Source organism: Aeromonas sp. FDAARGOS 1410 (assembly GCF_019048745.1).
Lineage (GTDB): Bacteria > Pseudomonadota > Gammaproteobacteria > Enterobacterales > Aeromonadaceae > Aeromonas > Aeromonas jandaei.
In genome coordinates, this window is record NZ_CP077401.1 from 2,812,464 (window position 1) to 2,836,978 (window position 24,515).

Genomic DNA, 24,515 nt, shown 5'->3' on the forward strand with positions numbered 1-24,515 from the left:
TTATGTGTGCCGAGCCGAATACCCAGACCCGCAGACAATTTCCCACCGCGTTTACCATTTTGTTTTTGATCATGTTGTTGGCCATCGGGCTGACCTGGATAATTCCGGCGGGAGCCTATGCCAAACTCTCTTATAATGCCGCCAGCCATATGCTGACCATCAATACGCCGCAAGGGGAAACCCGGCGAGTGCCCGCCACTCAGGATGAACTGACCAGACTCGACATCAATATCGGGGTGGAGCAGTTCGTCAACGGCACCATCCGCAAGCCCATCGCTATCCCCGGTACCTATGAGCGACTGGCCCAAGCGCCCAAGGGGCTCTCCGACGTGGCGGTGAGCATGGTCAAGGGCACCATAGAGGGGGCCGACATCATCGTCTTCATTCTGGTACTGGGGGGACTGATCGGCGTCATCAACAAGACCGGCGCCTTCAATGCCGGGCTGGTCGCCCTCTCGCGCAAGACCCGGGGCAATGAGTTCCTGTTTGTGGCGCTGGTCTGCTTTGTGATGGCGTTGGGGGGCACCACCTGTGGGCTGGAGGAAGAGGCTGTCGCCTTCTATCCCATCCTGGTGCCCATCTTTCTGGCGCTCGGCTATGACTCCATCGTCTGTGTGGGGGCCATCTTCCTTGCCGCCTCCATGGGTACCACCTTCTCTACCATCAACCCCTTCTCGGTGGTGATCGCCTCCAACGCCGCCGGCATCCCTTTTACCGAGGGGCTGATCTTTCGCGCCATAGGCTGTCTGGTGGGCACCCTGGTGGTGATCGGTTATCTCTACTGGTACTGCAAGAAGATCAAGGCCAACCCGGCCTTCTCCTACACCTATGAAGATAGAGAGAGCTTCCGGGCCCGCTTCCTGAAAGAGGGCTCCCTCGATGAAGGGGTCCCCTTCACCCTGCGCCGCAAGATCATCCTGACCCTGTTTATCCTCGCCTTTCCGCTCATGGTGTGGGGCGTATCCATGGCTGGCTGGTGGTTCCCGCAGATGGCGGCTTCCTTCCTTGCCGTCGCCATCATCATCATTTTTATCTCGGGCCTGAAAGAGAAAGAGGCGGTCGAAGCCTTCACCCAAGGGGCGTCGGAACTGGTGGCGGTGTCGCTTATCATCGGGTTGGCGCGGGGAGTCAATCTGGTGCTGGATCAGGGGATGATCTCGGACACCATCCTGGCCTATGCCTCCAGCCTGGTGGCCGGCATGCACGGCGCCGTGTTTGCGGTGGCGCAGATGCTGGTGTTCACCCTGCTGGGGCTGGTGGTGCCCTCCTCCTCGGGGCTCGCGGTGCTCTCCATGCCTATCATGGCGCCGCTGGCGGATACTGTGATGATCCCGCGCTACATAGTGGTGTCGGCCTACAACTGGGGGCAATACGCCATGCTGTTCCTGGCCCCCACCGGGCTGGTGCTGGTCACCCTGCAGATGCTCGGCATCCAGTTCAACCAGTGGGTCAGGTTCGTGCTGCCCATGGTGGGCTTTGTGCTGGGATTTGGCGCCCTGATGCTGGTGGCGCAGGTGATGATGGCCTGATTGGCTAGCTTTGTGCCCCCCAACGAAACACCCCGTGCCAGGCGCGGGGTGTTCTTTTGTCAGCCTTAATGACGTATCCGCCCCTGTTGGCGGAAGCAGTAGAGTTTGAGACTGATGTCGACCAACTCAGCAGGCAACTCTTCACCCTGCTCGGCAAGTGGCTGATAGAGAGAGGCGAGCAGGCGCTCCGCTTGCTGCACCGTGATGATGTTGGCCTGAATGGCCGGGGTGATCCACCTGGGTAACATTGACATATCTCCCCCTCATTGCTCCGGTTCGGAGGTGGTCTCCTGTCTGGCGCGGCCCCTTGGTGCCTAACGCCCCACTCTCCTTACCCCAATCCAAGCAAAAGGCTTGCCGTATTCTCTTATCGGCACAAAGACGATCTGGCTGCAGTGTTTTATCAATGGGTTGGCAGCAGCATCCTGGGGATTACCCACTGCACTTGACCTCGCGGGCGGAAGCAGTTTGCCACATGCCAGACAACCGTCATTTTTTCATTGCAAAATGCGACTCATAATGGGCCATTCACCCCCTTGCCTCCTTTTCATCATCACCAAAATGGTCATTTTTACGGCGCTGTCGCCAAAGTCAGACACTTTTTCATGGTGGCTGTTTTTTGACCTTGTCACCGGCTGTCGCACTCTCGTCCCTCTCGCCTTGTCCGCTGCAGCGGCTATGACAAGATGGCGCCAGATTGGAACAGCTCGAATGGATATTGCAGGAGAACAACAACATGAACAGATCCATGATGGCAGGTATCGGTATTGGCGTCGCTTCCGCACTGGCGCTGTCGGCGGCGGCCAGTGGCTCGCTCTTTACACCGACCCCCACCTTTGCCGAGGTGATTGCCAGCAAGCCGGTCACAGAGACCATCCAGACTCCGCGTCAGGAGTGTCGCAACGTCACGCTCACCCACCGCAAACCGGTGCAGGATGAGAACAAGATCCTCGGCACCGTGGTTGGCGCCGCGCTGGGTGGTGTGCTCGGCCACCAGTTTGGCGGTGGCAGCGGCAAGAAGGTTGCGACTGCCGCCGGAGCGGTTGCGGGTGGCTACGCCGGCAATCAGGTGCAAGGCAATATGCAGGCGGGCGACACCTATACCACCACCGAGCAGCGCTGCAAGACAGTGCAGGATAGCAGTACCCGCACTATCGGCTATGACGTGACCTACCGCCTAGCCGGTCAGGAGGGGGTGATCCGGATGAAACAGGCTCCCGGCCCCACCATTCCGGTCAAGGATGGCAAACTGGTGATCGAGCCGCAAAAAGGGTAATCAACCCGGTTAACGACTCAAAGAGAGAAGGCCCGCCTCTTGCGAGACGGGCCTTTGGTTTTATCGCTTGTTACGCGGCTTTTGTCACCGAAGGGGCAAACTGCTGCTCAACCCTTGCAGCACCTCTTCACCGCCCGCACCACGTTCTGATAACCGGTACAGCGGCAGAGGTTGCCTGACAGCCCGCGACGGATCTCCGCATCGGTCAGCGGACGGCGCTCGGTCTTGTCGAGCAGGGCGGCGCTCGCCATCACGAGGCCCGGGGTGCAAAAACCGCACTGCACCGCCCCCTCGTCGATAAAGGCCTGTTGCACGTCGGAGAGTTCGTTACCTTTGCGCTCTCCCTCCACGGTGCGAATGGATTTGCCATCGGCCCACACCGCCAGATAGAGGCAGCTGTCGATAGCCGTGCCATTCACCCGCACGGTACAGGCGCCGCACTCACCGACACTGCACCCCTCTTTCACACTGATAAGCCCCTGCCCACGCAGGAAGTGGAGCAGCGACATGGTGGGCGACACCGCATAGGAGTAGGGTTTTCCGTTGATCTCGCACTGGATCTCTACGGCGGGACAGCTTTGCGGTTGCATCATAGGATCTTGCCTCCGGCACGTTCTACTGCGCAGGCGACCACCCGCTGCGCCAGGGTTTTGATAAGGTGCAGGCGAAACTCCTTCTCTGCCCGCCAGGAGGATCGCGGCGCCACATCGGCTACCACCGCCTCGGCAATCGCTGCCAGTGTGGCGCGAGTCAGTTGTTGCCCTTCGGCCGCCGCTTCCGCGTGCGGCGTGCGCACCGGTGTCGGTGCCGCCACCCCATAGGCCAGCCGCAGGCGCTTGAAGTGACCATCCTCAATCTGGCAGTAGGCGGCGCAGCCGATGGTGGCGATATCCATGGCATCGCGCATGGCGTATTTGAAGTAGTGGGAGCCTACCTGGGGGTGCGCGTCCGGGGCAAAGTGAAACGCCACCAGGATCTCCGCCGGTTGCAGCGCCACCTTGCCGGGGCCGGTATGAAATCCGGCTATGGGGATGCGGCGCGTACCATTGGGTCCGGCGATTTCCAGCTCAGCTTCCAGCGCGACTGTAGGCGCCGCCGAGTCGGCACTGGTGGCGCCGTTGCAGATGTTGCCACCATAGGTGGCGACGTTGCGGATCTGCGGGCCGGCGATGGTAGCGGCCGCCTCGGCCAGCATCGGCAGGCGGCGCTGCACCAGCTCGTTTTCGATGAGCTCGGTAAAGGTGGTGCCAGAGCCGATACGGATCGATCCATCAGGCAGCTCACTCACCCCTTTGAGCTCGGGCAAGTCGTGAATATCGACGATATGGCGATAGGCGGCGTTGAGGTGATGCAGCTGGATCATCACATCGGTGCCACCGGCCAAGAGACGCGCCTCGGGGTCAGCCTGACGCAGGGCGACCGCCTCGGCCACACTGTGCGCCTTGTAGTAACGGGCAATATCAAACATGGTGTTGCTCCTCCCCTGCTCCCTCGCCAATCAGACCCGCCGCGACAAACTCCCGAAACAGGGTCTTGGGGGTGATAGGCAGCTCGTTGATGGCGACGCCGGTCGCCATTCGAATGGCGTTACGGATTGCGGGGCCCGGCGAGATGATGGGCGGTTCCCCCAGTGATTTGTGGCCATAGACCGACTGGGGCTCATAGGTCTGCACGAAGTCACATTCAAGCTCCGGCAAATCCAGCATGGTGGGGAACTTGTAGTCGAGCAGGTTGGGATTGCGCACCACGCCGCTCTTGGCATCGATGATCATCTCCTCGAACAGGGACCAGCCGATCCCCATCCCCATGCCGCCATGCACCTGTCCCTCCGCCAGTTGCGGGTTAAGGATCTTGCCCGCATCGTGCAGGTTAATGATGCGATTGATAGTCACCTTGCAGAGATCGATATCGACGCTGAGATCGACAAAGGTGCAGCCAAAGCTCGGCGGGTTGGTGGTGGTCTTGTGGGAGACCTCGGAGGTGATCTGACCGCCGATAGTGAGGTGGTAGTAGGCGTTGACCGACACTTCGGCGACGCTGATCAACACCTTGTCCGGCGCACCGGCCAGCACCACGTAGCCGTCGATCAGGGTGAGGGATCCTACATCCTGATGACAGAGCTGGGCCGCCAGCGACAAAATGCGGGCCCGCAACTGCAGCGCCGCCTGATGGATGGCAGGGGCCGCCACATAGCTCTGGCGCGAGGCGAACGAGCCCGGGTCATAGGCGGTGATGTCGGTATCCTGAGTCGAAATGACTCGGATCTGCTCAAACGGAATGCCCAACGTCTGGGCCGCCATCTGGGCAAAGACGGTATCCGACCCCTGCCCTATCTCGGTGGCACCGATCTGCAGATTGACGGTGCCATCCTGATTGAGCAGCATGCGGGCGCCGGCAATTTCGACCCCCACCGGATAGGTGTTGGAGCCGTAGCTAAAGCACGCCACCCCGATGCCACGCCGCACCCGGCTTGCCGGATCCTGCGCCAAGCACTCGGCCTTGAGCCGATCCCACTCGAACTGCTCGCGACCACGCAGCAGGCAGTCCGGCAACCCGGCGCTGTAGATGGTCTTCTGGTTGACCTGATTGACATCCCCCTCGCGCGCCACGTTGGCGATCCGCACATAGAGCGGATCCAGCCCCAGTTCGGCGCAGGCATCATCCAGCATGCACTCGAGGGCAAAAATCACCTGGGGCGCGCCGTAACCGCGCATGGCACCAGCGGTGGGCAGGTTGCTGTAGAAGGTTTTGGCGTCGTAGCCAAAGGCGCTGCGCGGATAGAGGTAGCTGATCTTGTTGCCCCCGGCGCTGGCGATGGAGTGGCCGTGGGAGGCATAGCCGCCGGTGTTGGAGAGCACGTCGAGCTGATAGCCCTTGAGGGTGCCGTCGCGGTTGAGGCCCATCTTGCCATCGATGGCAAAGCCGTGGCGGGTGCGGGAAGCAAAAAAACACTCTTCCCGGCTCAGAGTCACCTTGACCGGCACGCCGCCGAGCTTGTAGCTCAGAAACGCCGCCATCGGCTCTTCCAGCACATCCTGCTTGTTGCCAAAACCGCCGCCCATATAGGGCTTGATCACCCGCACGCTCGACCAGGGCAGACCGAGGGATTTGGCCACCCGGCTGCGCACAATCTGGGGGATCTGGGTGCTGCTGACCACTATGATGTGGTCCGGCTGATCCATATAGGCGTAGCAGGTCACCGTCTCCAGATGGCAATGCTGTACCACCGGCGTCTGATAGTGCGCCTTGAACTGCAGATCCGCTGTTGCGATTACCTGTTCCGGCTCACCCGCCCGGATCTGGCTTTGCCGCAGCAGGTTGCCATTCGGATGGATGGGATAAGCATCCTCGGCCAGCGCACTGTGGGCATCCGTCATCACCGGCAGCGGCTCGTAGGTCACCTTGACCAGGGCGGCAGCCTTCTCGGCCACCAGCGGATCGCGCGCCACCACGATGGCGACGCCATCACCAAAGTGACGCACATGGTCGGTGAGCAGACGCCGGTCTTTCACATCCCGCTTGGCCTCATCGAGGGACCAGGCGTGGCCGGCAGTGCGAAAACAGGTGGTAGGCACATCCTCGTGGGTAAACACGGCCTCGACCCCGTGCAGCGCCAGCGCCTCGCTGGCGTCGATGGCAAGCACCTTGCCGTGGGCGATATTGCTGCGCACGTACTTGGCGTGGCGCATGCCGAGCATGATGTTGTCATCGGTATAACGGGCACTGCCGGTCACCTTGGCCTCGGCATCCACCCGCTTGAGCGGTAATCCTATGGACATGATCAAGTCCTTTTTCAGGGAAGAAAAATCCAGAACCGGGATAAAAAACAGCAAGATATGCGCCTGTTTCCCCCTCTCGCCCCAGCGATGGAAAGAAGTGTGAAGAGGATCCCATCTGTCTCCCTTTTTCTGGCCGGCAAGGTGCCTGCCGGAGATGAAGCAGCAGCCCCCGATGCAACCAGTTCCCGCAGCGCTATCAATCTGGTAAGGGGATTTATCAAAATGGTACGGGGTGAAAATCAAAGGAACATGCAGGTTTGGCAAAGAAAAGCGGGGCTGCCGATGGCAGCCCCGAAACGGGCGGGTTATCCCTAAATAGCCCACCCCCCAGCATAGAAAATCACCAGCGCCAGGGCGATGATGACAGTGCCCGTATTGAGCTTGTGCCACTCCTTGGAGCAGATGCGGCCAATTACCAGCGCGCTGAAGCCCAGCATGATGCCGGTGACGATGTTGCAGGTGAGCACGATAAAGACGGCGCACAGCAGACCGGACATGGCCCCGACGAAGTCACTGAAATCGAGTTTGGTGACGTTGCTCAGCATCAGGAGACCCACATACATCAGTGCCGGTGCGGTGGCATAGGCCGGCACCAGATAGGAGAGCGGCGCCAGAAACAGCATCAGCAGGAAGAGGCCACCCACCACGCTAGCGGTGAGGCCGGTCTTGCCCCCCGCCGCCGTGCCCGCCGCCGATTCGATATAGACGGCGGCTGGAGATGCCCCCACCAGACCGGAGAAGATGCTGCTCACCGAGTCGGCGCTCAGCGCCTTGCCGCTGTTGATGATGTGGCCATCCTTATCCAGCAGATTGGCCTGCCCCGCAACGGCGCGAATGGTGCCGGTGGCATCAAACACCGCGGTCATCACCAGTGCCAGCACACTTGGCAACACCAGCGGCGAGAGCGCCCCCATGATGTCCAGACTGAAGATAAGAGACTTGCCCTGATCGTCGGAGAGACTCGGCAGAGCGAACAAACCCTGATACTTCACCGCCGGGTCAAAAATTAGACCGAAGATGGAGATGGCGATGATCACCAGCAGGATCCCGCCCGGGACTTTGAGCTTCTCCAGGCCGAAGATCACTGCAAGACCGAGCAAGGTCATGATGACTGGCATCGAGGTAAAGGCCCCCAGCGCGACCGGCAGCCCCTCGAGCGGGTTCTTGATCACCAGCCCGACCCCGTTGGCCGCGATCAGCAACAGGAAGAGGCCGATACCGATACCGGTGCCATGGGCAATCCCCATCGGCAGGTTGTCGAGGATCCAGCTACGCACCCCTGTCACCGAGATGGCGGTAAACAGCACCCCCATCAGGAAGACGGCCCCCAGCGCCACCGGAATGGGGATCTGCTGCCCCAGCACCAGACTGAAAGCGGTAAAGGCGGTGAGCGAGATGGCGCAGCCGATAGCCATCGGCAGCTTGGCCCATAGCCCCATCAACAATGAACCACACCCCGCCACCAGACAGGTGGCGACAAACACGGCGCCCGGTGGAAACCCTGCCTTGCCGAGCAGGCCGGGCACCACGATCACCGAATAGACCATGGCAAGAAAGGTGGTGAGCCCGGCCAGCACCTCCTGTCTGACGTTGCTGCCCCGCTCGCTGATCATGAAATAGCGATCGAGAGCAGTGAGCTGTTGCTGGTGTGATGCGGTCTTGCCGGTGTCTTGACTGGCCAGCCCTTCCACGCTGTTTGTCCTGCTGTTTGCTTGGGTCATACCCAACTCCTTCACAAGCGCCTGAATGTTTCATCACGAAATGGCGACAGGATCTGTGGATCTGCCATTGCACACGGAAGGTGCAACTCAGAGACCAGGGCTGGCAGCGCCAATCAAACGTTTGCCTTGCTGATCAAAAAACCGGGCCATTTCAGGTTGGTCATCAGGGGGGCGCCCTGATGTATCGCGGCGCTGGCGCCCCGAGCGGGCACGCCAGCCTCCGTATTCGTGGCAGAGCGGCGATCTTGCTGCCCTGCCCGGTTTATTCTCCCTAACCCCGTTCGTGGACCAGCTGACCATCCACATAAGTGCGGTAGATGGCTCTGTCATCACCCAACGTCAGCAGCACAAAGAGCTTGTCGCGCAAGGTGGTGGAGTTGTCATAACGCAGTTGCTGCAGCGGGGTGGCGACCGGGTCGAGCACCACGAAATCCGCCTCCTTGCCTACCGCAAAGCTGCCGATCTTCTCGTCCAGCCCGAGCGAATGGGCGCCGCCCAGGGTCGCCAGATAGAAAGCCTGATAGGCCGAGAGGCGCTCACCCTGCAACTGCATCACCTTGTAGGCTTCGTTGAGGGTCTGCAGCATGTTGAAGGTGGTACCCGCGCCGATGTCGGTGCCCATCCCCACTTTCACCTGCTTGCGCCACGCTTTGTGCAGCTTGAACAGGCCGCTGCCGAGATAGAGGTTGGAGGTGGGACAAAACGCGATAGTGGAATTGGTCTCTTTCAGACAATCCCACTCCTGCTCTTCCAGATGGACGCAGTGGGCAAAGACGCAGTTGTGGCCGGTCAGCCCATGCTGGTGATAGACGTCGAGATACCCCTTGTGCGCCGGGAAGAGGGATTTCACCCAGGCGATCTCATCCTTGTTCTCGCATAAATGGGTGTGTAGATAGGTTGTGGGAAACTCTTCGCGAAGCCGCCGCGCCATCGCCAGCTGCTCGGATGTCGAAGTGGGTGCAAATCTTGGTGTGATGGCATATAGAAGTCGACCGTTACCATGCCAGCGATCAATGAGCTGCTTGCTCTGTTCATAGCTGCTCTCGGCGGTATCGAGCAGATAGTCGGGCGCATTGCGATCCATCATCACCTTGCCCGCGATCATCCGCATATTGATGCGACTGGCCGCCTCGAACAGGGCATCCACCGACTCGGGGTGAACGGTGCCGAACACCAGCGCCGTGGTAGTGCCGTTACGCAGCAACTGCTTGATAAAGAAGGTGGACATCTCGCGGGCATACTCGAGATCGTTGTAACGCCGCTCGGCCGGGAAGGTGTGGCGGTTTAGCCACTCCAGCAGCTGCTCGCCATAGGCACCCACCATCTCGCTCTGAGGATAGTGAATGTGGGTGTCGACAAAGCCCGGCACTATCATCTTGCCGCGATAATCGCGCACCCGCACCTCGGCCGGAATGCGATCTTTCCCCTCCTCCCACTCACCGAACCAGTCGATGCAGCCGTTGCGAATGATCAGCAGACCATCCTCGATAAGACGGGCGTTGGACTCAATCTCCTCGGGCTGCTCCACCACCCGGGTGATGTCGAAGAAGCTGCCGCGCACGGCTTTGACGGAGTTGTCGTATTTCATACCTCGTTCCCCTACTTTTTATTGTTCTGTTGTGACCATCAAACCCGTTCGATCTGGACGGCGGCGACCGGTTTGGCATCGGCCAGCGCCTCTTCATCGCGGCGGTTCGCGGTACTGACAGGACGGGCCGTGAAGGTCACGTCCGGTTTGTCGCTCAGCTGGATCACCTCTACCGCATCGGCGGTCTTGAGCGCTTTGGCAGCAGCCTTTGCCTTGCGGGTGCGGCTCTGGGGCAATACCAGATTCATGATGATGGCAGTGATACCGCCGGCGCAGATGGGATTCTCCACCAGCACATAAATGGCATCGGGCAAGACTCTGAATACGCTCGGGTCGTAGGAGACACCGAGCCCCAGCCCCAGCGAGGTGGCGACGATCAGGGTCTCCCGTCGATCCATGCCGTGGGTCAGGATGATCCGGCAACCGGCGATGGCAATCATGGAGAACATCAGGGTCATGGCCCCGCCCAATACCGGGGACGGGATAGTAGTAAAGAAGCGGCCAACCACCGGGAAGAGCCCCATGATCACCAGGATCATGGCGATGAACTTGCCGACATGGCGCGACGCCACCCCGGTCATCTGGATCACCCCGTTGTTCTGGGAGAAGGTCGTCAGCGGCAGTGAGCCCAGCGCCGAGGCGATCACCGATACCAGCCCATCTGCCAGCACGCCACCGGAGAGGCGGCGGGTATACTCCTCCCCCTCCACCGGACGATGGGAGACGATGGCGGTAGCAGTCAAGGCACCGACCGCCTCCAGCACGCTCAGCAGATAGATGGTGCCAGCCACCAGGAAGGCGCCGAAATCAAAGGAAAAGCCATATTTGAACAGCATGGGGACAGTCACCACCGGCAGCCCCTGCAACACGGAGAAGTCCACCATCCCGAGCATGATGGAGGCGATATACCCCACCAGCAGGCCGATGGCGATTCCCCCCATTCGCAGCAGGGGGCTCTTGCAGCAGTTGAAGCCAATCACTACCGCCAGTACCAGCAGGCCGACACCGATGTTTTCATAGTTGCCGAAGGTGCCGCTGCTCTTGGCCGCCATGCCACCGGCAAAGTCGATAATGCCGACCTTGATGAGGCACAGGCCAATCATCAGCACCACAATGCCGCTCACGGTCGGGGTGATCACCCGGGTCAGATAGGGCAGCACGAACGATGCCCCCATCACCAGAAAGGCCCCGACAAAGGAGATCCCCATCAGGGAGGAGATGATTTGAGCCTCGTCGATCCCCTCTTTGCCCATGGCGGTCCCGATCGAGATCATCACGGTGACGAACGAGAAGTTGACCGACTGAATGGAGAGAAGGCCCGAACCGATGGGGCCATAACGGTTGACTTGCAACCAGGTACCGATGCCCGATGCAATCATCGACATCGACACCAGATAAGTGGTGATCTCTTGCGAGAGATTAAGGGCCGCCCCCACGATAAGGGCAGGTGCAACCATGGGAACCAGAATGGCCAGCAGATGGGTCACCGCCCCGACCAGGGATTGGCCAAAGGGGGGCTGATCTTCCAAGGCATAGATCAGGTCAGAGTCCTTGCGCGATTTCTCAGACATCCTTCATTACTCCGGTGTATCGAACACGATCCAATAACCCCGATGCATCACACCCCACAGTGACCCGGGTTTATCCGGCAGGCGGAGTCTGCTCCGCCTGCCGGTCTCTGCCGTTTTATGACTACAGCTTGCCCAGCTCGCGCAGGATCTGCTCCGGCGTGAAGTGCCACTTGCGCAACCAGACACCACAGGCGTCGTGGATGGCGGTGGCGATGGCAGGCGCCGCGCCGTTGACACCGATCTCCGAGATGGACTTAGCGCCGTAAGGGCCGACCTTGTCGTCACTCGGTACCAAGAAGGCCCGAAAATCGCGCGGAATGTCGCCAATCTTGGGCGCGCCATAGCTCTTCAGATCCCGGGTCAGCGGAATGCCCTTGCTGTCGTAGCAGATCTCTTCGGTCATGGTGTGGCCGATGGCCCGCATGGTCGCCCCGTAGATCTGGCCGAGCGCCAGCTCCGGGTTGATGGGGGTGCCGCAGTCGAGCAGGGCGTAGAACTTGTCGAGCCGGATCTCGCCGGTTCTGACGTTGACCGCCACCTCGGCGAAGTTGGCCCCGTACGGGAAGGCAAGCTCCGAAGTGATGTAGCTGGCGGTGCCCACCAGAATGCCGAAGCCGGTACCGGTCTCGGCCTTGTGGGCCAGCTTGGCGAGGCTAACCTCCCCCAGCTTGCCGCGCACCACGCCCGGGAACGCCAGCTCAACATCGGATACCGGCTCGCCCAACATGGCGGCACCGTGGAACAGGATCTTCTCCTTGAGGTTCTCGGCCGCCTTCTTGGCCGCGTTGCCGGAGAAGCAGGTACCTGACGAGGCGTAAGCCCCCTTGTCGAACAGGGCGTGGTCGGTGTCGCCGGAGATGACATGCACATCCCCGAGCGGGCAATGCAGCACTTCAGCGGTCAGCTTGGCCACCACGGTATCGAGGCCAGTGCCGATATCGGCGCCACCGGAGTGGACGATAAAGGTGCCGTCCGATTCCAGCTTGACCATGCAGTTGGCCTGATCGATATCCGGGATCCCCGATTTCTGCATGATGATGGCGACGCCACGACCGATGCGCCAATCCCCGTCAGCGGGTTTGGGGCTGTCCCAGGCAATCAGCTCGCGGCCCTGTTTGAGGATGGGCTCGAGGGCACAGCTGGCCGCGTGTGGCACCGAGGTTGGCATCTTGCCCTCGCCGATGGCACCCAGCACCTTGAGGATGTCCCCTTCATGCACCCGGTTGTGCTCCACCATGTCGAGCTGATCGATACCCAGTTTCTCGGCAAGCTCCGCAATGGCCATGGTCAGCGCGAAGTTGCCCTTGGGCGCGCCATAACCCTGATAGGCGCCAGTCGGGCAGATGTTGCTGTAGTAGGTGTTGACGGTAAAGCGCACGTTGTCGCACGGATAGAGCGGCAAAGAGAGCGCCGGGCCGTTGCTCGGCACCGTCAATGAGTGGTTGCCGTAAGGGCCGGTGTTGGCACGAAAATCCATCTCGATGGCGGTGATGGTGCCATCTTTCTTGGCCCCCACTTTCACCTTCACCTTGGCCACATGGCGGGAGGTGTTGCTGATGAACTCCTCTTCACGGGTGTAGCGGAAGGTAACCGGACGACCGGTGACCTTGGTCGCCCAGGCGCACACCTCTTCCAGCAGGATATCCTGCTTGGAGCCAAAGCCGCCCCCTACCCGCTCCTTGATCACATGCACCTGGTGCTGCTTCATGCCGACGATGCGCGCCACCTGACGGCGCACGTGCCACGGCACCTGAGTGGAGGCGTGAATGACCAGACGATCGCCATCCATATAGGTGAAGCAGATGTGCGGCTCGGTCGGGCACTGCTGGGCCTGGGTCGATTCGTAGGTGCGCTCGACAATCTCGTCCGCCTCGGCAAAGCCTTTGGCCACATCGCCGATCTGGCCATGGACGCTGGCGGCCAGGTTCTCGTGCGGACGGGAACCGATGGGGAAGTTGATGATCATGTGCTCGTCACCGCGGCGCACCGAGCAGGCGTTCTGCTGCTCGAGATCCGCCGGCGCGCCGGCCATGTAGACGATGGGCTCGTCGTGGACCAGCGGCGCATTGGGGGCCATCGCCTCGTCAATGCTCATGACCGCCGGCAACACCTGATACTCGACCTCGATGAGTTTCAGCGCGGCCAATGCGATGGCTTCGCTCTCGGCCACCACGGCGGCAACACGATCACCTACGTGACGCAGCTTGCGGCCGAACATGCGGCGATCGAGCGGTGACGGCTCGGGTGCGCTCTGGCCACCCGGGGTGTAGTAGATATCTGGGCAGTTGAGGTGAGTGATGACATGCACCACCCCCGGCATGGCTTCGGCGCGGCTCACGTCGAGTTTGGTGATCACCGCATGGGGATGGGGGCTGCGCAGCATCTTGATGACCAGCGCATCCTCGGTGACCCGATCCTCCACGTAGCAGGGTTTGGCCTGTACCATCTTGGCGGCGTCAACCTTGGGGCAGCTCTTGCCGATGTGGCGCAGGTCGTCACGAAACTCGGGGGCAATCTGGCACAGGTAATCGGGATCCTTCATCCGTGAACTGGCAAGCTCGATAGCCTGATAGAACTGCTGGTAGCCGCCGTCCCGGTGAAACAGGCCCGAGAGCGCGTCGTCGATTTGATCACGGGTCGGTTCGGAATGGCGATCAAGCAGGTCGGTGACGATGAGCGCCGCAGCCGGATCGTTGTAGCCGGACTGCACCACGCCCACGTCCACCATCGCCTGCTGTACCAGACTGAGCTGGTTCCAGCTGCCCAGCGACTCGGCGGTGCGCACCTGCGCCCCATCCAGTTGTGCGGCGATCAGCAGGGAGGCGTTGATCACCTTGCCGTTGAAGAGAATGGCATCTGAGCCAGCAAAGCCAAAACCGTCGTCGCTGTTGCGCACCGAGTGCATCCGGCACTGGTTGAACAGCACCCGCTGGGCATTCTCGCCAGCCGGGGTAATGACGGTGCGCAGGGCACCGTTCAGTGTGAAGTTGAGTTCCATCATGCCTGTACCTCCTGCTGCTGGCACTCGACCAGCAGATCCGCCACCACTACCCCGCTGATATAGCGCTTGTAGGTCACGCTGCCGCCGAGATCCTCGCGCGGTGCAACCAGCTCGCTCACGGCCGCCTCCAGCGCGGCATCGTGCAGATCGCGGCGCTCCAGATCACGCAGGCGCATCGGCTGCGGCGTAACGCCAGCAACGGCGACCCGCATCTCGCCAAGGGCATCAAGGGCCACCGCGGCGGTCATTACCGCCAGACCGTCGGCGTTACGGCTGATGCGGCGAGTGGCGCAGCGCAGCGCGGGCTCCGGCAACACCACCCCCAGCACCAGCTCCTTGCGCTGGCCCGCCAGATAGGTATCGATGGGTTGCAGCTGGTTGTTCTCCAGCACCACCACGGCTTCGAGGACCAGCAGTACCGGCAGCAGCGGGGAGTCCTGCTGCTGGCAGGCAATCTCGCCGCCGAGTGTGGCCTGATTGCGCACATGGCGGGAATAGACAAACCCCAGCGCCTCGCACAGGGCGGCCGGGGTACGGGGGTCGTCTTTGAGGGCTTGCAGGGTGACGGTGGCACCGATGTGGAGTTGACCGTGCTGCTGCTCAATCTGGCCAAGTCCGAGCTTGTCCAGCGAGATGGCGACCTTCTTGTCGGTGCGGGTCGGGGCTGCGTTGAGCTTGCTGCCGCCCCCCATGTAGACGGCGTCGTTGCCAAAGCGGGCCTTGAGTTCCAAAGCCTGACCCAGTTGTTCGGGTCGGAAGAATTGCTCAATCATGTGTCGTCCTTACTCTTGCAGCCCGCCGCCGGGCAAATCCACAGGGCGGGCAATCCAGTCCAAACGTGCGGAGGGGGCCTCAGGCCAGCTGATCCATCCGTTGCCACAGGCGGCTCGCCACCTTGCTGGCCTGCTGATAAATGGGCTCGACGTCAAAGGCGAACTCGCGATCCTGATAGACCATGCGTCCCTCGACCATCACGCTGTTGACCGAGGATGAGCCCATACCGAAGGCGAGATGGCCGCCGAGGTTGCGCGGCGCCAGCGGGGTCGGTGCGGCGTAGTCGCAGATGGTGAGGTCGGCCTTGTAACCCGGCTCCAGGCGGCCAAATTTGGCGCCGAAGTTGCGCTCCAGCAGGGTGTTGCCGTTCCAGAGGAAGCGGGCAAAGCTGTCAGGCCAGAGCGATCCGCCGGCATCCTTGTGCTTGAAGTAGGCAAACTTGAGCTCTTCGAGCATGTCGGAGCCGATACCATCGGTGCCAAGCGCCAGATTGCGATACTCCGGCAGGTGCATGTTGTAGCCCACATGATTGTTCATGTTGGAGCGGGCGTTATGTACCAGGAAGGCATCGCGGCTGTTGAGCAGTTCGATGTCAGCCGGGCTCAGGTAGATGCCGTGGGCGATCAAGGTCTTGCTGTCGACAAGGCCAAACTCGTCCAGCCGGGCGATGGGCTCCTTGCCATAGTGGTGGTGACCGTGGGCCATGTCGTAGCGGTCTTCCGCCACATGGATATGCAGACCACGACCGGTAACCTGTACCGCTTCGCGCAGCATGGCCAGCCCCTCGTCGGGTACGGTGAAGGGGGCGTGAGCGCCGATATGGGCCTCCACCAGATAGGGTTCGCTCCCCTTGGCTTTGGCCGCATCGATCTGTTGGGCGAACAGGATGTTCTCCTCCACCCCGGCCTGCAGCTCGGCGAGGCCGCCGTTGCGATCCGTGGTCTCGAAGCAGGTCATGCCACGCAGACCCGCCTCCATAAACCCTTTGCGCAGCACATTCAGGGAGCCCTTGATGAAGTTGGGCGAAGCGTGGTGGTCGATCACCGCACTGCAACCGCTCTTGATCGCTTCCAGCGAGCAGATGAGGCCGCTGTAGTAGAGGGACTCTTCATCGAGCGCCCGATCGAGCCGCCACCAGAGATTTTTCAGGGTGGAGATAAAATCCGGGCAGGGGGCGATATTGGCCATGATCCCCCGCGACAGGCCGGAGTAGAAGTGGTTGTGGGCACAGACGATACCCGGCATCACCAGCTTGCCGCCCATCTCCCGATAGTTGGCCTCCGGGTAGAGGGCCCGCAGATTGGGCCCCACCGCTTTGATAAGCGATCCTTCGATGGCGATATCCACCCCTTCCAGTACCCGGGTCGGCTCCAGCTGGACAGCGGTGACGTTCTTCAGAATAAACATGGTTTGCTCCTTCGCTTATTCGTGGTTCGCTCAGGCCTCGACGGCCCCCAGCAGGTAGTGGTGATGAGCATGGACATGGCTGATGATCCGGCACATGTCGCCAAGGGCCGCTGGCGCATCCTTGATCCGGCTCTGGGCGTCTATGGTCAGGCGATAGGTCTCGCCATCCTGACGCACCCGCAGTTCGCCACCGTCAGCCAGATAGAAACCGGGGTTGCGGCTGTTGTCGAAATCCTCGGGCAGGCTGAAGATGGTGACCTTGTCCTGATAGGGCTTGCCCTGCCACGGGCAGAACTGGGCGCAGTTGCCACATTCGTTGCAATAGGCATCCAGGTGCAGGGTCTGGAACTGATCCTTGAAGCCCGGCACCGCGATGGCGACGTTGGCCCGGTTGGGGCAGACATCCACGCACTTGCTGCAGAGGTAGTTGCACTCGAGGCAACGGTGCGCCTCTTGCGCCACGAAGGCATCGCGTTCGCTCTTGTCAACCATGGTGACGGCGATGCTCCCTTTGCGGCGGTAGATCTCATCCTTGCCCGACGGCTGGATGGTCACTTCGCTCTGCTGGCTGGCGATATGCTCGCGAGAGAGCACAAGATCCGCGGCGCGGCGGGCACCACCGATGGCACCGACGATGGAGGACGGGCCGCTCTGCACGTCACCGATGAGGAATACGTTGCGACGGCTGGTTTCGCCGGTCTGGCCATCCACCTCGGGCCAGCCATCGTTGCCAAGAGGAATGCCCATGGCTTTGAGCACCTCGCAGTCAGGCTGCTCGCCGATGGCGGTGATCAAGGCATCCATCTGCATCACTTCGGTCTGCTCGGTGGGCACCGGACGGCGGCGGCCCTGCTCGTCAGGATCCCCCAGTGCCATCATCCGCACAGTGAGCTTGCCATCTTTCTCAAAGCGTTCCGGATTGGTGAGGAAGCAGAAACGCACCCCATCCTCCACCGCTTCCAGATACTCCTCGCGATAGGCGGGCATCTCTTTTTCGCTGCGACGGTAGATAACGGTCACATCGCTGACACCGGGCACCTTGAGGGCGGCGCGGGCACAGTCCATGGCGGTGTTGCCGGCACCGATCACTGCCACATGGCGGCCCAGCGACAGCGGTTTGCCCTGATTGAAGCTGCGCAGGAAATGGAAGGATTTGTAAATCCGCTCGTGACCCCCCTCGAGGCGCATGCCGCCATTCTTGTCGGCGCCGATGCCGACGAAAACATAGCTAAAGCCCTGGGCATGCAGCTTGTCGACGGTGAGCGCCGGATCGCAGCCAAACTCGAACTTGACCCCGTGGGCGGCAACAAAGTCGATGTCATGCTGGATAAGTTCGGCCGGAATGCGGAACTCGGGGATAATGTGTTTAACCACGCCACCGGCATCCGCTTCGCGCTCGAACACGGTGACCGGATGACCGGCGCGGGCCAGGAAGTAACCGGCGGAGAGACCAGCCGGGCCGGCGCCAATCACCGCGACCGGGTGCTTGTCACCACTGCCGGCCGGTTTGTGCCAGCGGGCCTTGTACCCTTCCCAGCCCCGCTCCAGCGCCACTTTTTTCAGCTCGCGGATGTTGAGCGCGCTGTCGTAGTCGAGACGGGTGCAGTTGTACTGGCACTGGTGATCGCAGATGTGGCTGGTGATGGCAGGCAAGGCGTTGCGCTGATAAATCAGCTCAAGGGCTGCCACATACTCCCCCTCGCCCATCAAGCGAATGTACTCGGGGATATCCTGATGCACGGCGCAGGCGGTGACGCAGGGCGCCACGTAACAGTCGGTCAGCGGCAGGCCGCCACCCACTTCTATGCGGTCCTCGGACTTCCACTCCTTCTGGGTGTAATCCATGGTGAGGGCCTTGGCGGCAAGCGCCTCCAGCTTGGCCACGTCCACCTGACTCATGCCCCAGCTGTCAGAAGCGTCGATCTCTTTGAGGCACTCGATCTGGCGCAGGTAGCCACCCGGTTTGAGCAGGTCAGTGGCCATGGTGATGGGACGGATACCGGTCTCGAAGATCTCGGCGATGTTGAACTTGCTGGCGCCGCCCGAGTAGGAGATGGGCAGCTTGCCATCGAAGGCGCGGGACAGCACGGCGGCCACGTTGATGGAGAGCGGGAACAGCGCACGGCCGGACATATACATCTCATCGCCGGGCAGTGCCCCTTTGCGGTTGATGGTGCCAAGGGTATTGGTGAGTTTCACCCCGAAGGTGAGCCCCTTCTCGGCCCCCAGCGCCATCAGACGGGTCAGCATCGCCTTGGCCTGATCCAGCTTGAGGTCGTGATCGAACGACTCTTCGCTCAGACCAATGTAATCAAAGCCGCAGGTATCGAGGATCTCGCGCACCCGCGGGTAGCCCAGCAGGGTCGGATTCAGTTTGACGAAGGTGTTGAGCCCCTTCTCTTCCAGCATGTAGCGACAGATGGCCTCTATCTCGTTGGGCGGGCAGCCATGCATGGTAGAGAGGGTAACGCCGTGCACCAGATTGGCCGGGATGTGCTCCACCAGCTGTTGCAGGCGATCGCGCCGCGACCCCAGTCCCAGCTCGGCGATAAACTGCTCGTCGGCCACCAGCTCGCGCAGCACCTGCTGGTACTCGGCAAATTTCGGATTGCTACTGGCATCCATCAGGCTGTGGATGAACTGCTGCATCGGTGGCTGTTTGATGCCATCGAGGTTGTAACCCACGCTCATGTTGAAGATGAAGGACTTGGCCTCTCCGTCGAGACGGGGGTCGAACACCTCCTCCAGCAGATAGAGGGCAAACCAAGCCTTCAGATACTCGTCAAACGCCTTGGGCAGGGTGAACTCGGTAGACCACTCGGTGTTGAAGCACTCGTCTTCGGCGTCGATGCAGGGCTTTTCCAGTTCGAGACGGTCCAGGATCTGCACCGTCTTGAGCTCGATAAAGCGCCCGCCAGTCAGCCAGGAGGTGACGATGTTCTGGGCCAACTGGGTATGGGGGCCGGCTGCCGGGCCGATGGGGGTCTCGCAGGTTTCACCGAACACCTTGATCTTGCGCTCGTCCTGCTTGCGATAAAATTGTGCGGCGGGAATACCGAAAATGCTCTGACTCTCTTTATATTCCGCAAAAATACGGGTCAGAAGGTTCTTGAAGGGAACGGGTCGCATAATATCGCCCATGGCTATCTCCTTGCAGCTGTTCTGCTCATTGGCAGCATGAATAAATGGGGTATCCCGCACGGGCATTACCCCTTGGCAAGGAGAGGAGCAACTATCAGGCCACTCCATCGGCAAAACTATTTTTTAGGGTAAAAGCGTGAGATGGCTCGAATTAATGAAGGCGGTTTGGCATGTCGCCATTATGATTGATGAGAGTGGTTCTCACTCACTTGAAATTTTATTCAAGGCAATGCCAGAGAAAAATGAAAAGTATCAAATCGGCAGCGATAAATATCACTTTGATAGGGTAAAAATCATCCAGCATTATCGCAAGCAAACCCCGGCCAATATGGCCGGGGTTTGCTTAAAAGTCACTGCTATATAAAAGGCGGTCGTCGCTATTTCAGTTTATCCAAAGGCTGCGAGATGACTCGGCGTTACCGCCCCGCTGGCTGCCATTGCACGCAGAGGGAGGTGGGCCCCAACGATGCGACTCAGCCCTGCTCGGTCGTAAACTCGTCGGCAGAACGCAGCTCCAGTTCGCCACGGATCAGCGCCTGATAGCGCTCGGGGGTATCGATATCAAAGAGGATGGTAGGACTCTCGACCGGTATGGTGCGATGGGGACGTTGCAGCAACCAGCGGCGCACCGAACTCTGTGCTGGCGCGGCAGCCAGCGCCCTTGCGAGGGATTTTGGCAGCAAGACCGGGTGGCCCGCCTCCCCCTCATAGCTCGGGAACAGGGCGAACTCTCCGCGTGCCTGCCACAACTGTTGATAGACCTCGCGCGGGATACAGGGCAGATCCCCGTGGCTGATAAAGAGGTAGTCAGCATCGCTGGCCGCCAGAGCGCAGCGGATGGAACTGCCCAACCCCTGCTCATAGTCAGGGTTGTGGACGATGAGGATGTCTGGGCGATTTCCATAACAGGCAGCGAGCTCGGCCCCGCGATGGCCCACGACCAAAATAATCCGGGAGCAGAAGGCCAGGGCATTTTTGAGACTTGCATCAAGAATTGTCCCCGAGCCATAAGGTAGCATCATTTTCCATGCCCCCATGCGGGATGACAAACCTGCTGCGGTAATTATACAGTCACACTGTTCACGCCCCCGAGCCTGCACCTTTTCATTCACCTCGCTATTTATTTCGGTCATTGCCATGTCCTTGCCACACTCTGTTATTCACGCGTTTCCGGATATTGGTTCGCTTTTAAATCCACTGCTTGAAAATAGTGACAACCATACCACACTAATTAGCCTTTGTGGTGCCGGCGGAAAAACCAGCACCCTGTTCTGGCTGGCGGAATATTTTTATAAGCAGGGTAAAAGGGTGCTAATTACCACCACCACCCGGATGTTTCTGCCAGCCCCGTCACACTATCGGGAATTGATTATCGAGACGGATCCCGTTCGTCAACTTACTCGCTGTCAGGCTCTGCCGGATGGCCCGACCCTGGTTGCCCTGTTCAGCCATCTCGACGAGCGCACCGGCAAAGTTGCAGGGCCGGATCTGCGCCAAATCGACCTGCTCAAAGGACAGCAGCGCTTCGATCTCATCCTGGTCGAAGCGGATGGCGCCCATCACAAGTTATTGAAAGTGCCCGCTTTGCACGAACCTTGCATTCCACACCAGAGTGACTGGGTGATCGCCCTGCTGGGCGGCGCCATGGTGGGAGCCAATGCCGAACCGGCGCAGATCCACCGCTGGGCTGAATTGCAGGCCCTGTGCGGGATTGCAGCCGGTGAGCCACTGGATTGGGCACTGTTTGACAGGCTGCTCTCCCACCCCGAAGGGGTGTTCAAGGGCACCCCGCCCGGGGCGCGCCGGATCTGGTTTATCAATGGCGATTATCAAAATGAGGCGTCGTGGCTGGCGGAATTGATAAAGCTGCAGAGCCGCCACCCCGAGATCCACGCCATCTGGCAGGGGGCCGTGCGCGAATCCCCCCCCATCCGTCACCTGATCTGCACAGCTCCGCACGGGGAGGCGCTTTAGCCTCGCCCCTGACGTTTTAAGGATGAAAAGAGGTACCTTATGAATCTGTTTGCACACGCAGCCCGACTGGAACAGGAGAACACGCCGTTTGCCATGGCCCAGATCATCGAAAGCCGGGGCTCCACCCCGCGCCATCAGGCCCAGATGCTGGTAATGGCCGATGGCCAGATCCTCGGTACCATCGGCGGCGGCATGATCGAGCGGCTGGTGATCGAGGAAGCGATGGCTGCCATTGCCGAGCGCAAGCCGCGCATCTTCCATGGCCGGATGGCGCGCAACGGTGAGCATGCGGTCGGGTCGGATTGCGGTGGTGCCATGTCGGTCTATATCGATGTCTATGGTCTGCGACCACGGCTGGTGCTCATTGGTGCCGGCCACGTCAACCGGGCTGTGGCCCATGCTGCGGCGCCGCTCGGCTTTGATGTCCATGTAGGGGATTGCTTCGAGGGGAGCCTCAACCCTGACCTCTTCCCCGCCGGTACCCATCTGGTGCAGGCCGATACCATCAGCGCGGTGATCGATAAACTGGCCATCGAGTCCGCCAACTTCGTCATCATCGCCACCAACCATCAGGACAAGGAGGCGCTGGATCGGCTCATCAGCCGTCCCCTCGCCTATCTGGGACTGCTCGCCAGCAAGCGCAAGGTGCAGACCTTCACCCAGGCGCTGCGCCAGCAAGGGGTGAGCCAGGAGCAACTGCAGCAGCTGCACGCCCCCATCGGTTACAACATCGGAGCTGAAACCCCCGAGGAGATCGCCATCAGCATCCTCGCCGAGCTGCTGCAGGTGAAAAACGGCAAATCGGGTGGGCTGATGCAGGATGATGTGCGCCTCAAGCGGGATCAACTGGTGGTGATGCGTGGCTCCGGCGATATCGCCACCGGGGTGGCACTGCGCTTGCACAATGCCGGTTTCAAGGTGGTAATGCTGGATCTCGACAAACCCACGGTGATCCGCCGCACTGTCGCCTTCGCTCAGGGGATGTTCGACGGTGAAACAAGCGTCGAAGGAGTGCGTGCCAAGCGGGTCGAGAGCGTCGAGCAGGCGTTCGAGCAGCTGGATCGGGGCGTCATTCCGCTGCTGGTTGACCCCGACTGCGCCACCCTTGCCGAGCTCAAGCCCCGCTATCTGGTGGATGCCATCCTCGCCAAGCAAAATCTCGGCACTCACAAGGAGATGGCCCCCATTACGGTGGCCCTTGGCCCGGGGTTTGAGGCGGGGCGCGACTGCGATGCGGTCATTGAGACCAACCGTGGCCACCATCTGGGCCGGGTCATCTATCAGGGCCCTGCCCAGCCCAATACCGGCATTCCCGGGGTGATCGAGGGGCACTCCGCCCGCCGGGTGGTGCGCGCCCCCGTCGCCGGAGTGATGAAGAGCATTATCAAGCTCGGTGATCTGGTGCAGGAGGGGGATGTAATCGCCCATGTGGGGGACGCTCCCATTATCGCGCCGCTCTCCGGCATGGTGCGAGGTCTGCTCAGCGATGGCATTGAGGTGACCATCGGCTTCAAGATCGGTGACATCGACCCCAGAGGCGAGCGGGCCGACGCAACTACGGTATCGGACAAGGCCCGCGCCATCGGCGGTGCCGTGCTGGAAGCCATGATGCATCTGGCCCAGCGCCGATAAGAGAGTGTTCTTAAAACCAGAAGGGCCCGCCATGATGGTGGGCCCTTTGTATTTCGTTGCCGACAATCGACTCAGCCGTGCTTGATACGGGTCTCCCCCGCCACCGACACCACCGAGCGCTTGCCCTTGCGGCTGATGACGATAAGCGCCAGCACGATAAGGGCGATGCCGCTCCCCTCCACCGGCCCCGGATTTTCGCCCAGCAGCCACCAGGAGAGCAGCACGCCGCTCACCGGCACCGCCAGGGTGCTGAGGCTGGCGATCCCGGCCGGCAGCTTTTTCAGTACGAACAACCATAGGCTCCAGGCCAGCGCCGTGGCGAAGATGGCGCTGTAGGCGAGCGCACCAAACACATAGGGCTGCCAGTCGATGGGTCGCTCCGGCACCAGCGCCGCCACCACGGCCATCACCATGGTGGCGTAGATCATCTGCCAGGTGGTGAGGGACATCAGATCCACCGCGGGGTGGCGGGCATACATCCGCTTGGCGATGATGGCGCTGATCCCCCAGCAGATGCCGGAGGCAATCCCCAGCAGCGCACTCTTCATGGAATCCAGATGCAGCTGCCAGGGCTCGATCACCAGCAGCAGGCCGCAGGCGGCCACCCCGACCGCCAGATAGTGGAGCTTGCGCATCCTCTCGCCGAGAAAGAGCGCCGCGAAGATCACCACCCAGAACGGCATGGTGTAGCTCAGAATAGCCACCTTGCCCGCCCCACCGCTGATCAGGGCCCACTGGGCCAACCCCACCATGCCGCAGGTCTGGAACAGGGCGATGGCGAGGGTATAGCGAAACGGGGTGGGTTTGAGATAACGGCGCCCGCGCAGGGCCAATACAAGCAGCAGAACCAGAGATCCGCACAGGCAGCGCAGGGCGGTGAACTCGAAGGCCCCCGTGTAGAGCATCACTTGCTTCATCACGATCCAGCTGTAACTCCAGATGGCGGTGAGCAGAACAAGCCCCCCCAGCGCCGCCATATTGATCTTTCCGCTCATTTGCTTGTTACTCACCTCTTGTCACTCATTCGCCGGATCTGCTCTCGGCGTCTTGCCCGCGCTTGAAGGCGGCCATCTTACGCCGCTCATCTTCCACTGACCATGGTCGCCCCCGAAATGAACAAGG

The 24,515-nt window shown here is 60.9% G+C and carries 18 protein-coding genes; 5 read left to right on the forward strand and 13 right to left on the reverse strand.

Annotation, left to right across the window (positions count from 1 at the left end):
- Positions 1–2: 2 nt before the first annotated feature.
- Positions 3–1,529 carry a YfcC family protein gene (locus I6L40_RS13110; protein WP_216994378.1) on the forward strand — a complete coding sequence of 509 codons (1,527 nt, stop codon included), beginning with the start codon at positions 3–5 and terminating at the stop codon, positions 1,527–1,529.
- Positions 1,530–1,594: 65 nt separating this feature from the next.
- On the opposite strand, the gene I6L40_RS13115 is transcribed toward I6L40_RS13110, so the two are convergent.
- On the reverse strand, positions 1,595–1,783 hold the full coding sequence (locus I6L40_RS13115) for a hypothetical protein (protein ID WP_216994379.1): 189 nt from the start codon (positions 1,781–1,783) through the stop codon (positions 1,595–1,597).
- 482 nt (positions 1,784–2,265) lie between these two features.
- Here I6L40_RS13115 and I6L40_RS13120 point away from each other — a divergent pair, with 482 nt between their 5' ends.
- Positions 2,266–2,805, forward strand: coding sequence for a glycine zipper 2TM domain-containing protein (locus I6L40_RS13120; protein WP_043850854.1), 540 nt, complete (start codon positions 2,266–2,268; stop codon positions 2,803–2,805).
- Between the two features lie 107 nt (positions 2,806–2,912).
- Here the strand turns inward: I6L40_RS13120 and xdhC are convergent, their stop codons facing one another.
- From xdhC to ygfK, 10 genes are all read right to left on the reverse strand, one after another.
- The gene (gene xdhC, locus I6L40_RS13125) at positions 2,913–3,398 is read right to left on the reverse strand and encodes a xanthine dehydrogenase iron sulfur-binding subunit XdhC (protein ID WP_198506172.1); all 486 of its coding nucleotides are present in this window, start codon (positions 3,396–3,398) and stop codon (positions 2,913–2,915) included.
- Positions 3,395–4,273 carry a xanthine dehydrogenase FAD-binding subunit XdhB gene (gene xdhB / locus I6L40_RS13130; protein WP_216994380.1) on the reverse strand — a complete coding sequence of 293 codons (879 nt, stop codon included), beginning with the start codon at positions 4,271–4,273 and terminating at the stop codon, positions 3,395–3,397. Before xdhB ends, xdhC begins: the two co-directional genes overlap by 4 nt.
- Positions 4,266–6,584: a xanthine dehydrogenase molybdenum-binding subunit XdhA gene (xdhA, locus tag I6L40_RS13135; RefSeq protein ID WP_216994381.1), complete on the reverse strand. Its 2,319-nt coding sequence runs from the start codon at positions 6,582–6,584 to the stop codon at positions 4,266–4,268. The genes xdhB and xdhA overlap by 8 nt, the downstream gene beginning before the upstream one ends.
- A gap of 311 nt (positions 6,585–6,895) precedes the next feature.
- Positions 6,896–8,197, reverse strand: a complete 1,302-nt coding sequence (locus I6L40_RS13140; protein ID WP_254204105.1) for an NCS2 family permease — start codon at positions 8,195–8,197, stop codon at positions 6,896–6,898.
- A 379-nt stretch (positions 8,198–8,576) separates the two neighbouring features.
- Positions 8,577–9,893, reverse strand: coding sequence for a guanine deaminase (gene guaD, locus I6L40_RS13145; RefSeq protein ID WP_216994382.1), 1,317 nt, complete (start codon positions 9,891–9,893; stop codon positions 8,577–8,579).
- A 38-nt stretch (positions 9,894–9,931) separates the two neighbouring features.
- Positions 9,932–11,464: a nucleobase:cation symporter-2 family protein gene (locus I6L40_RS13150; RefSeq protein WP_216994383.1), complete on the reverse strand. Its 1,533-nt coding sequence runs from the start codon at positions 11,462–11,464 to the stop codon at positions 9,932–9,934.
- 121 nt (positions 11,465–11,585) lie between these two features.
- Entirely contained in the window at positions 11,586–14,465 is a 2,880-nt protein-coding gene (locus tag I6L40_RS13155; protein ID WP_216994384.1) for a molybdopterin-dependent oxidoreductase Mo/Fe-S-binding subunit, read from the reverse strand.
- A complete protein-coding gene (ygfM, locus tag I6L40_RS13160; protein ID WP_216994385.1) occupies positions 14,462–15,238 on the reverse strand; it encodes a molybdopterin-dependent oxidoreductase FAD-binding subunit in 777 nt (258 codons plus the stop codon). The genes I6L40_RS13155 and ygfM overlap by 4 nt, the downstream gene beginning before the upstream one ends.
- 79 nt (positions 15,239–15,317) lie before the next feature.
- The gene (ssnA, locus tag I6L40_RS13165; RefSeq protein WP_216994386.1) at positions 15,318–16,646 is read right to left on the reverse strand and encodes a putative aminohydrolase SsnA; all 1,329 of its coding nucleotides are present in this window, start codon (positions 16,644–16,646) and stop codon (positions 15,318–15,320) included.
- A 30-nt stretch (positions 16,647–16,676) separates the two neighbouring features.
- The gene (ygfK, locus tag I6L40_RS13170) at positions 16,677–19,787 is read right to left on the reverse strand and encodes a putative selenate reductase subunit YgfK (protein WP_216994387.1); all 3,111 of its coding nucleotides are present in this window, start codon (positions 19,785–19,787) and stop codon (positions 16,677–16,679) included.
- 136 nt (positions 19,788–19,923) lie between these two features.
- Between ygfK and I6L40_RS13175 the strand changes: the two genes are divergently transcribed.
- Positions 19,924–20,151 (forward strand): hypothetical protein, encoded by a 228-nt coding sequence (locus I6L40_RS13175; RefSeq protein ID WP_143241665.1) that lies wholly within the window; start codon positions 19,924–19,926, stop codon positions 20,149–20,151.
- A 109-nt stretch (positions 20,152–20,260) separates the two neighbouring features.
- Here I6L40_RS13175 and mocA read toward each other — a convergent pair whose 3' ends face one another.
- Positions 20,261–20,926, reverse strand: a complete 666-nt coding sequence (gene mocA / locus I6L40_RS13180; RefSeq protein WP_338429371.1) for a molybdenum cofactor cytidylyltransferase — start codon at positions 20,924–20,926, stop codon at positions 20,261–20,263.
- Here mocA and yqeC point away from each other — a divergent pair.
- Positions 20,925–21,761: a selenium cofactor biosynthesis protein YqeC gene (gene yqeC, locus I6L40_RS13185; RefSeq protein WP_071910247.1), complete on the forward strand. Its 837-nt coding sequence runs from the start codon at positions 20,925–20,927 to the stop codon at positions 21,759–21,761. The genes mocA and yqeC overlap by 2 nt on opposite strands.
- A 39-nt stretch (positions 21,762–21,800) precedes the next feature.
- A complete protein-coding gene (gene yqeB, locus I6L40_RS13190; protein ID WP_071910249.1) occupies positions 21,801–23,393 on the forward strand; it encodes a selenium-dependent molybdenum cofactor biosynthesis protein YqeB in 1,593 nt (530 codons plus the stop codon).
- A gap of 71 nt (positions 23,394–23,464) precedes the next feature.
- Here the strand turns inward: yqeB and I6L40_RS13195 are convergent, their stop codons facing one another.
- Complete coding sequence (locus tag I6L40_RS13195; protein ID WP_071910251.1) at positions 23,465–24,388, reverse strand: DMT family transporter; 924 nt, start codon at positions 24,386–24,388, stop codon at positions 23,465–23,467.
- Positions 24,389–24,515 lie beyond the last annotated feature (127 nt).

Coding starts and splice junctions, on each gene's coding strand:
- I6L40_RS13110 (WP_216994378.1), top strand. CDS start 3: ATGTGTGCCGAGCCGAATACCCAGACCCGCAGACAATTTCCCACCGCG.
- I6L40_RS13115 (WP_216994379.1), bottom strand. CDS start 1,783: ATGTCAATGTTACCCAGGTGGATCACCCCGGCCATTCAGGCCAACATC.
- I6L40_RS13120 (WP_043850854.1), top strand. CDS start 2,266: ATGAACAGATCCATGATGGCAGGTATCGGTATTGGCGTCGCTTCCGCA.
- xdhC (WP_198506172.1), bottom strand. CDS start 3,398: ATGATGCAACCGCAAAGCTGTCCCGCCGTAGAGATCCAGTGCGAGATC.
- xdhB (WP_216994380.1), bottom strand. CDS start 4,273: ATGTTTGATATTGCCCGTTACTACAAGGCGCACAGTGTGGCCGAGGCG.
- xdhA (WP_216994381.1), bottom strand. CDS start 6,584: ATGTCCATAGGATTACCGCTCAAGCGGGTGGATGCCGAGGCCAAGGTG.
- I6L40_RS13140 (WP_254204105.1), bottom strand. CDS start 8,197: ATGATCAGCGAGCGGGGCAGCAACGTCAGACAGGAGGTGCTGGCCGGG.
- guaD (WP_216994382.1), bottom strand. CDS start 9,893: ATGAAATACGACAACTCCGTCAAAGCCGTGCGCGGCAGCTTCTTCGAC.
- I6L40_RS13150 (WP_216994383.1), bottom strand. CDS start 11,464: ATGTCTGAGAAATCGCGCAAGGACTCTGACCTGATCTATGCCTTGGAA.
- I6L40_RS13155 (WP_216994384.1), bottom strand. CDS start 14,465: ATGATGGAACTCAACTTCACACTGAACGGTGCCCTGCGCACCGTCATT.
- ygfM (WP_216994385.1), bottom strand. CDS start 15,238: ATGATTGAGCAATTCTTCCGACCCGAACAACTGGGTCAGGCTTTGGAA.
- ssnA (WP_216994386.1), bottom strand. CDS start 16,646: ATGTTTATTCTGAAGAACGTCACCGCTGTCCAGCTGGAGCCGACCCGG.
- ygfK (WP_216994387.1), bottom strand. CDS start 19,787: ATGGGCGATATTATGCGACCCGTTCCCTTCAAGAACCTTCTGACCCGT.
- yqeC (WP_071910247.1), top strand. CDS start 20,925: ATGTCCTTGCCACACTCTGTTATTCACGCGTTTCCGGATATTGGTTCG.
- mocA (WP_338429371.1), bottom strand. CDS start 20,926: ATGGCAATGACCGAAATAAATAGCGAGGTGAATGAAAAGGTGCAGGCT.
- yqeB (WP_071910249.1), top strand. CDS start 21,801: ATGAATCTGTTTGCACACGCAGCCCGACTGGAACAGGAGAACACGCCG.
- I6L40_RS13195 (WP_071910251.1), bottom strand. CDS start 24,388: ATGAGCGGAAAGATCAATATGGCGGCGCTGGGGGGGCTTGTTCTGCTC.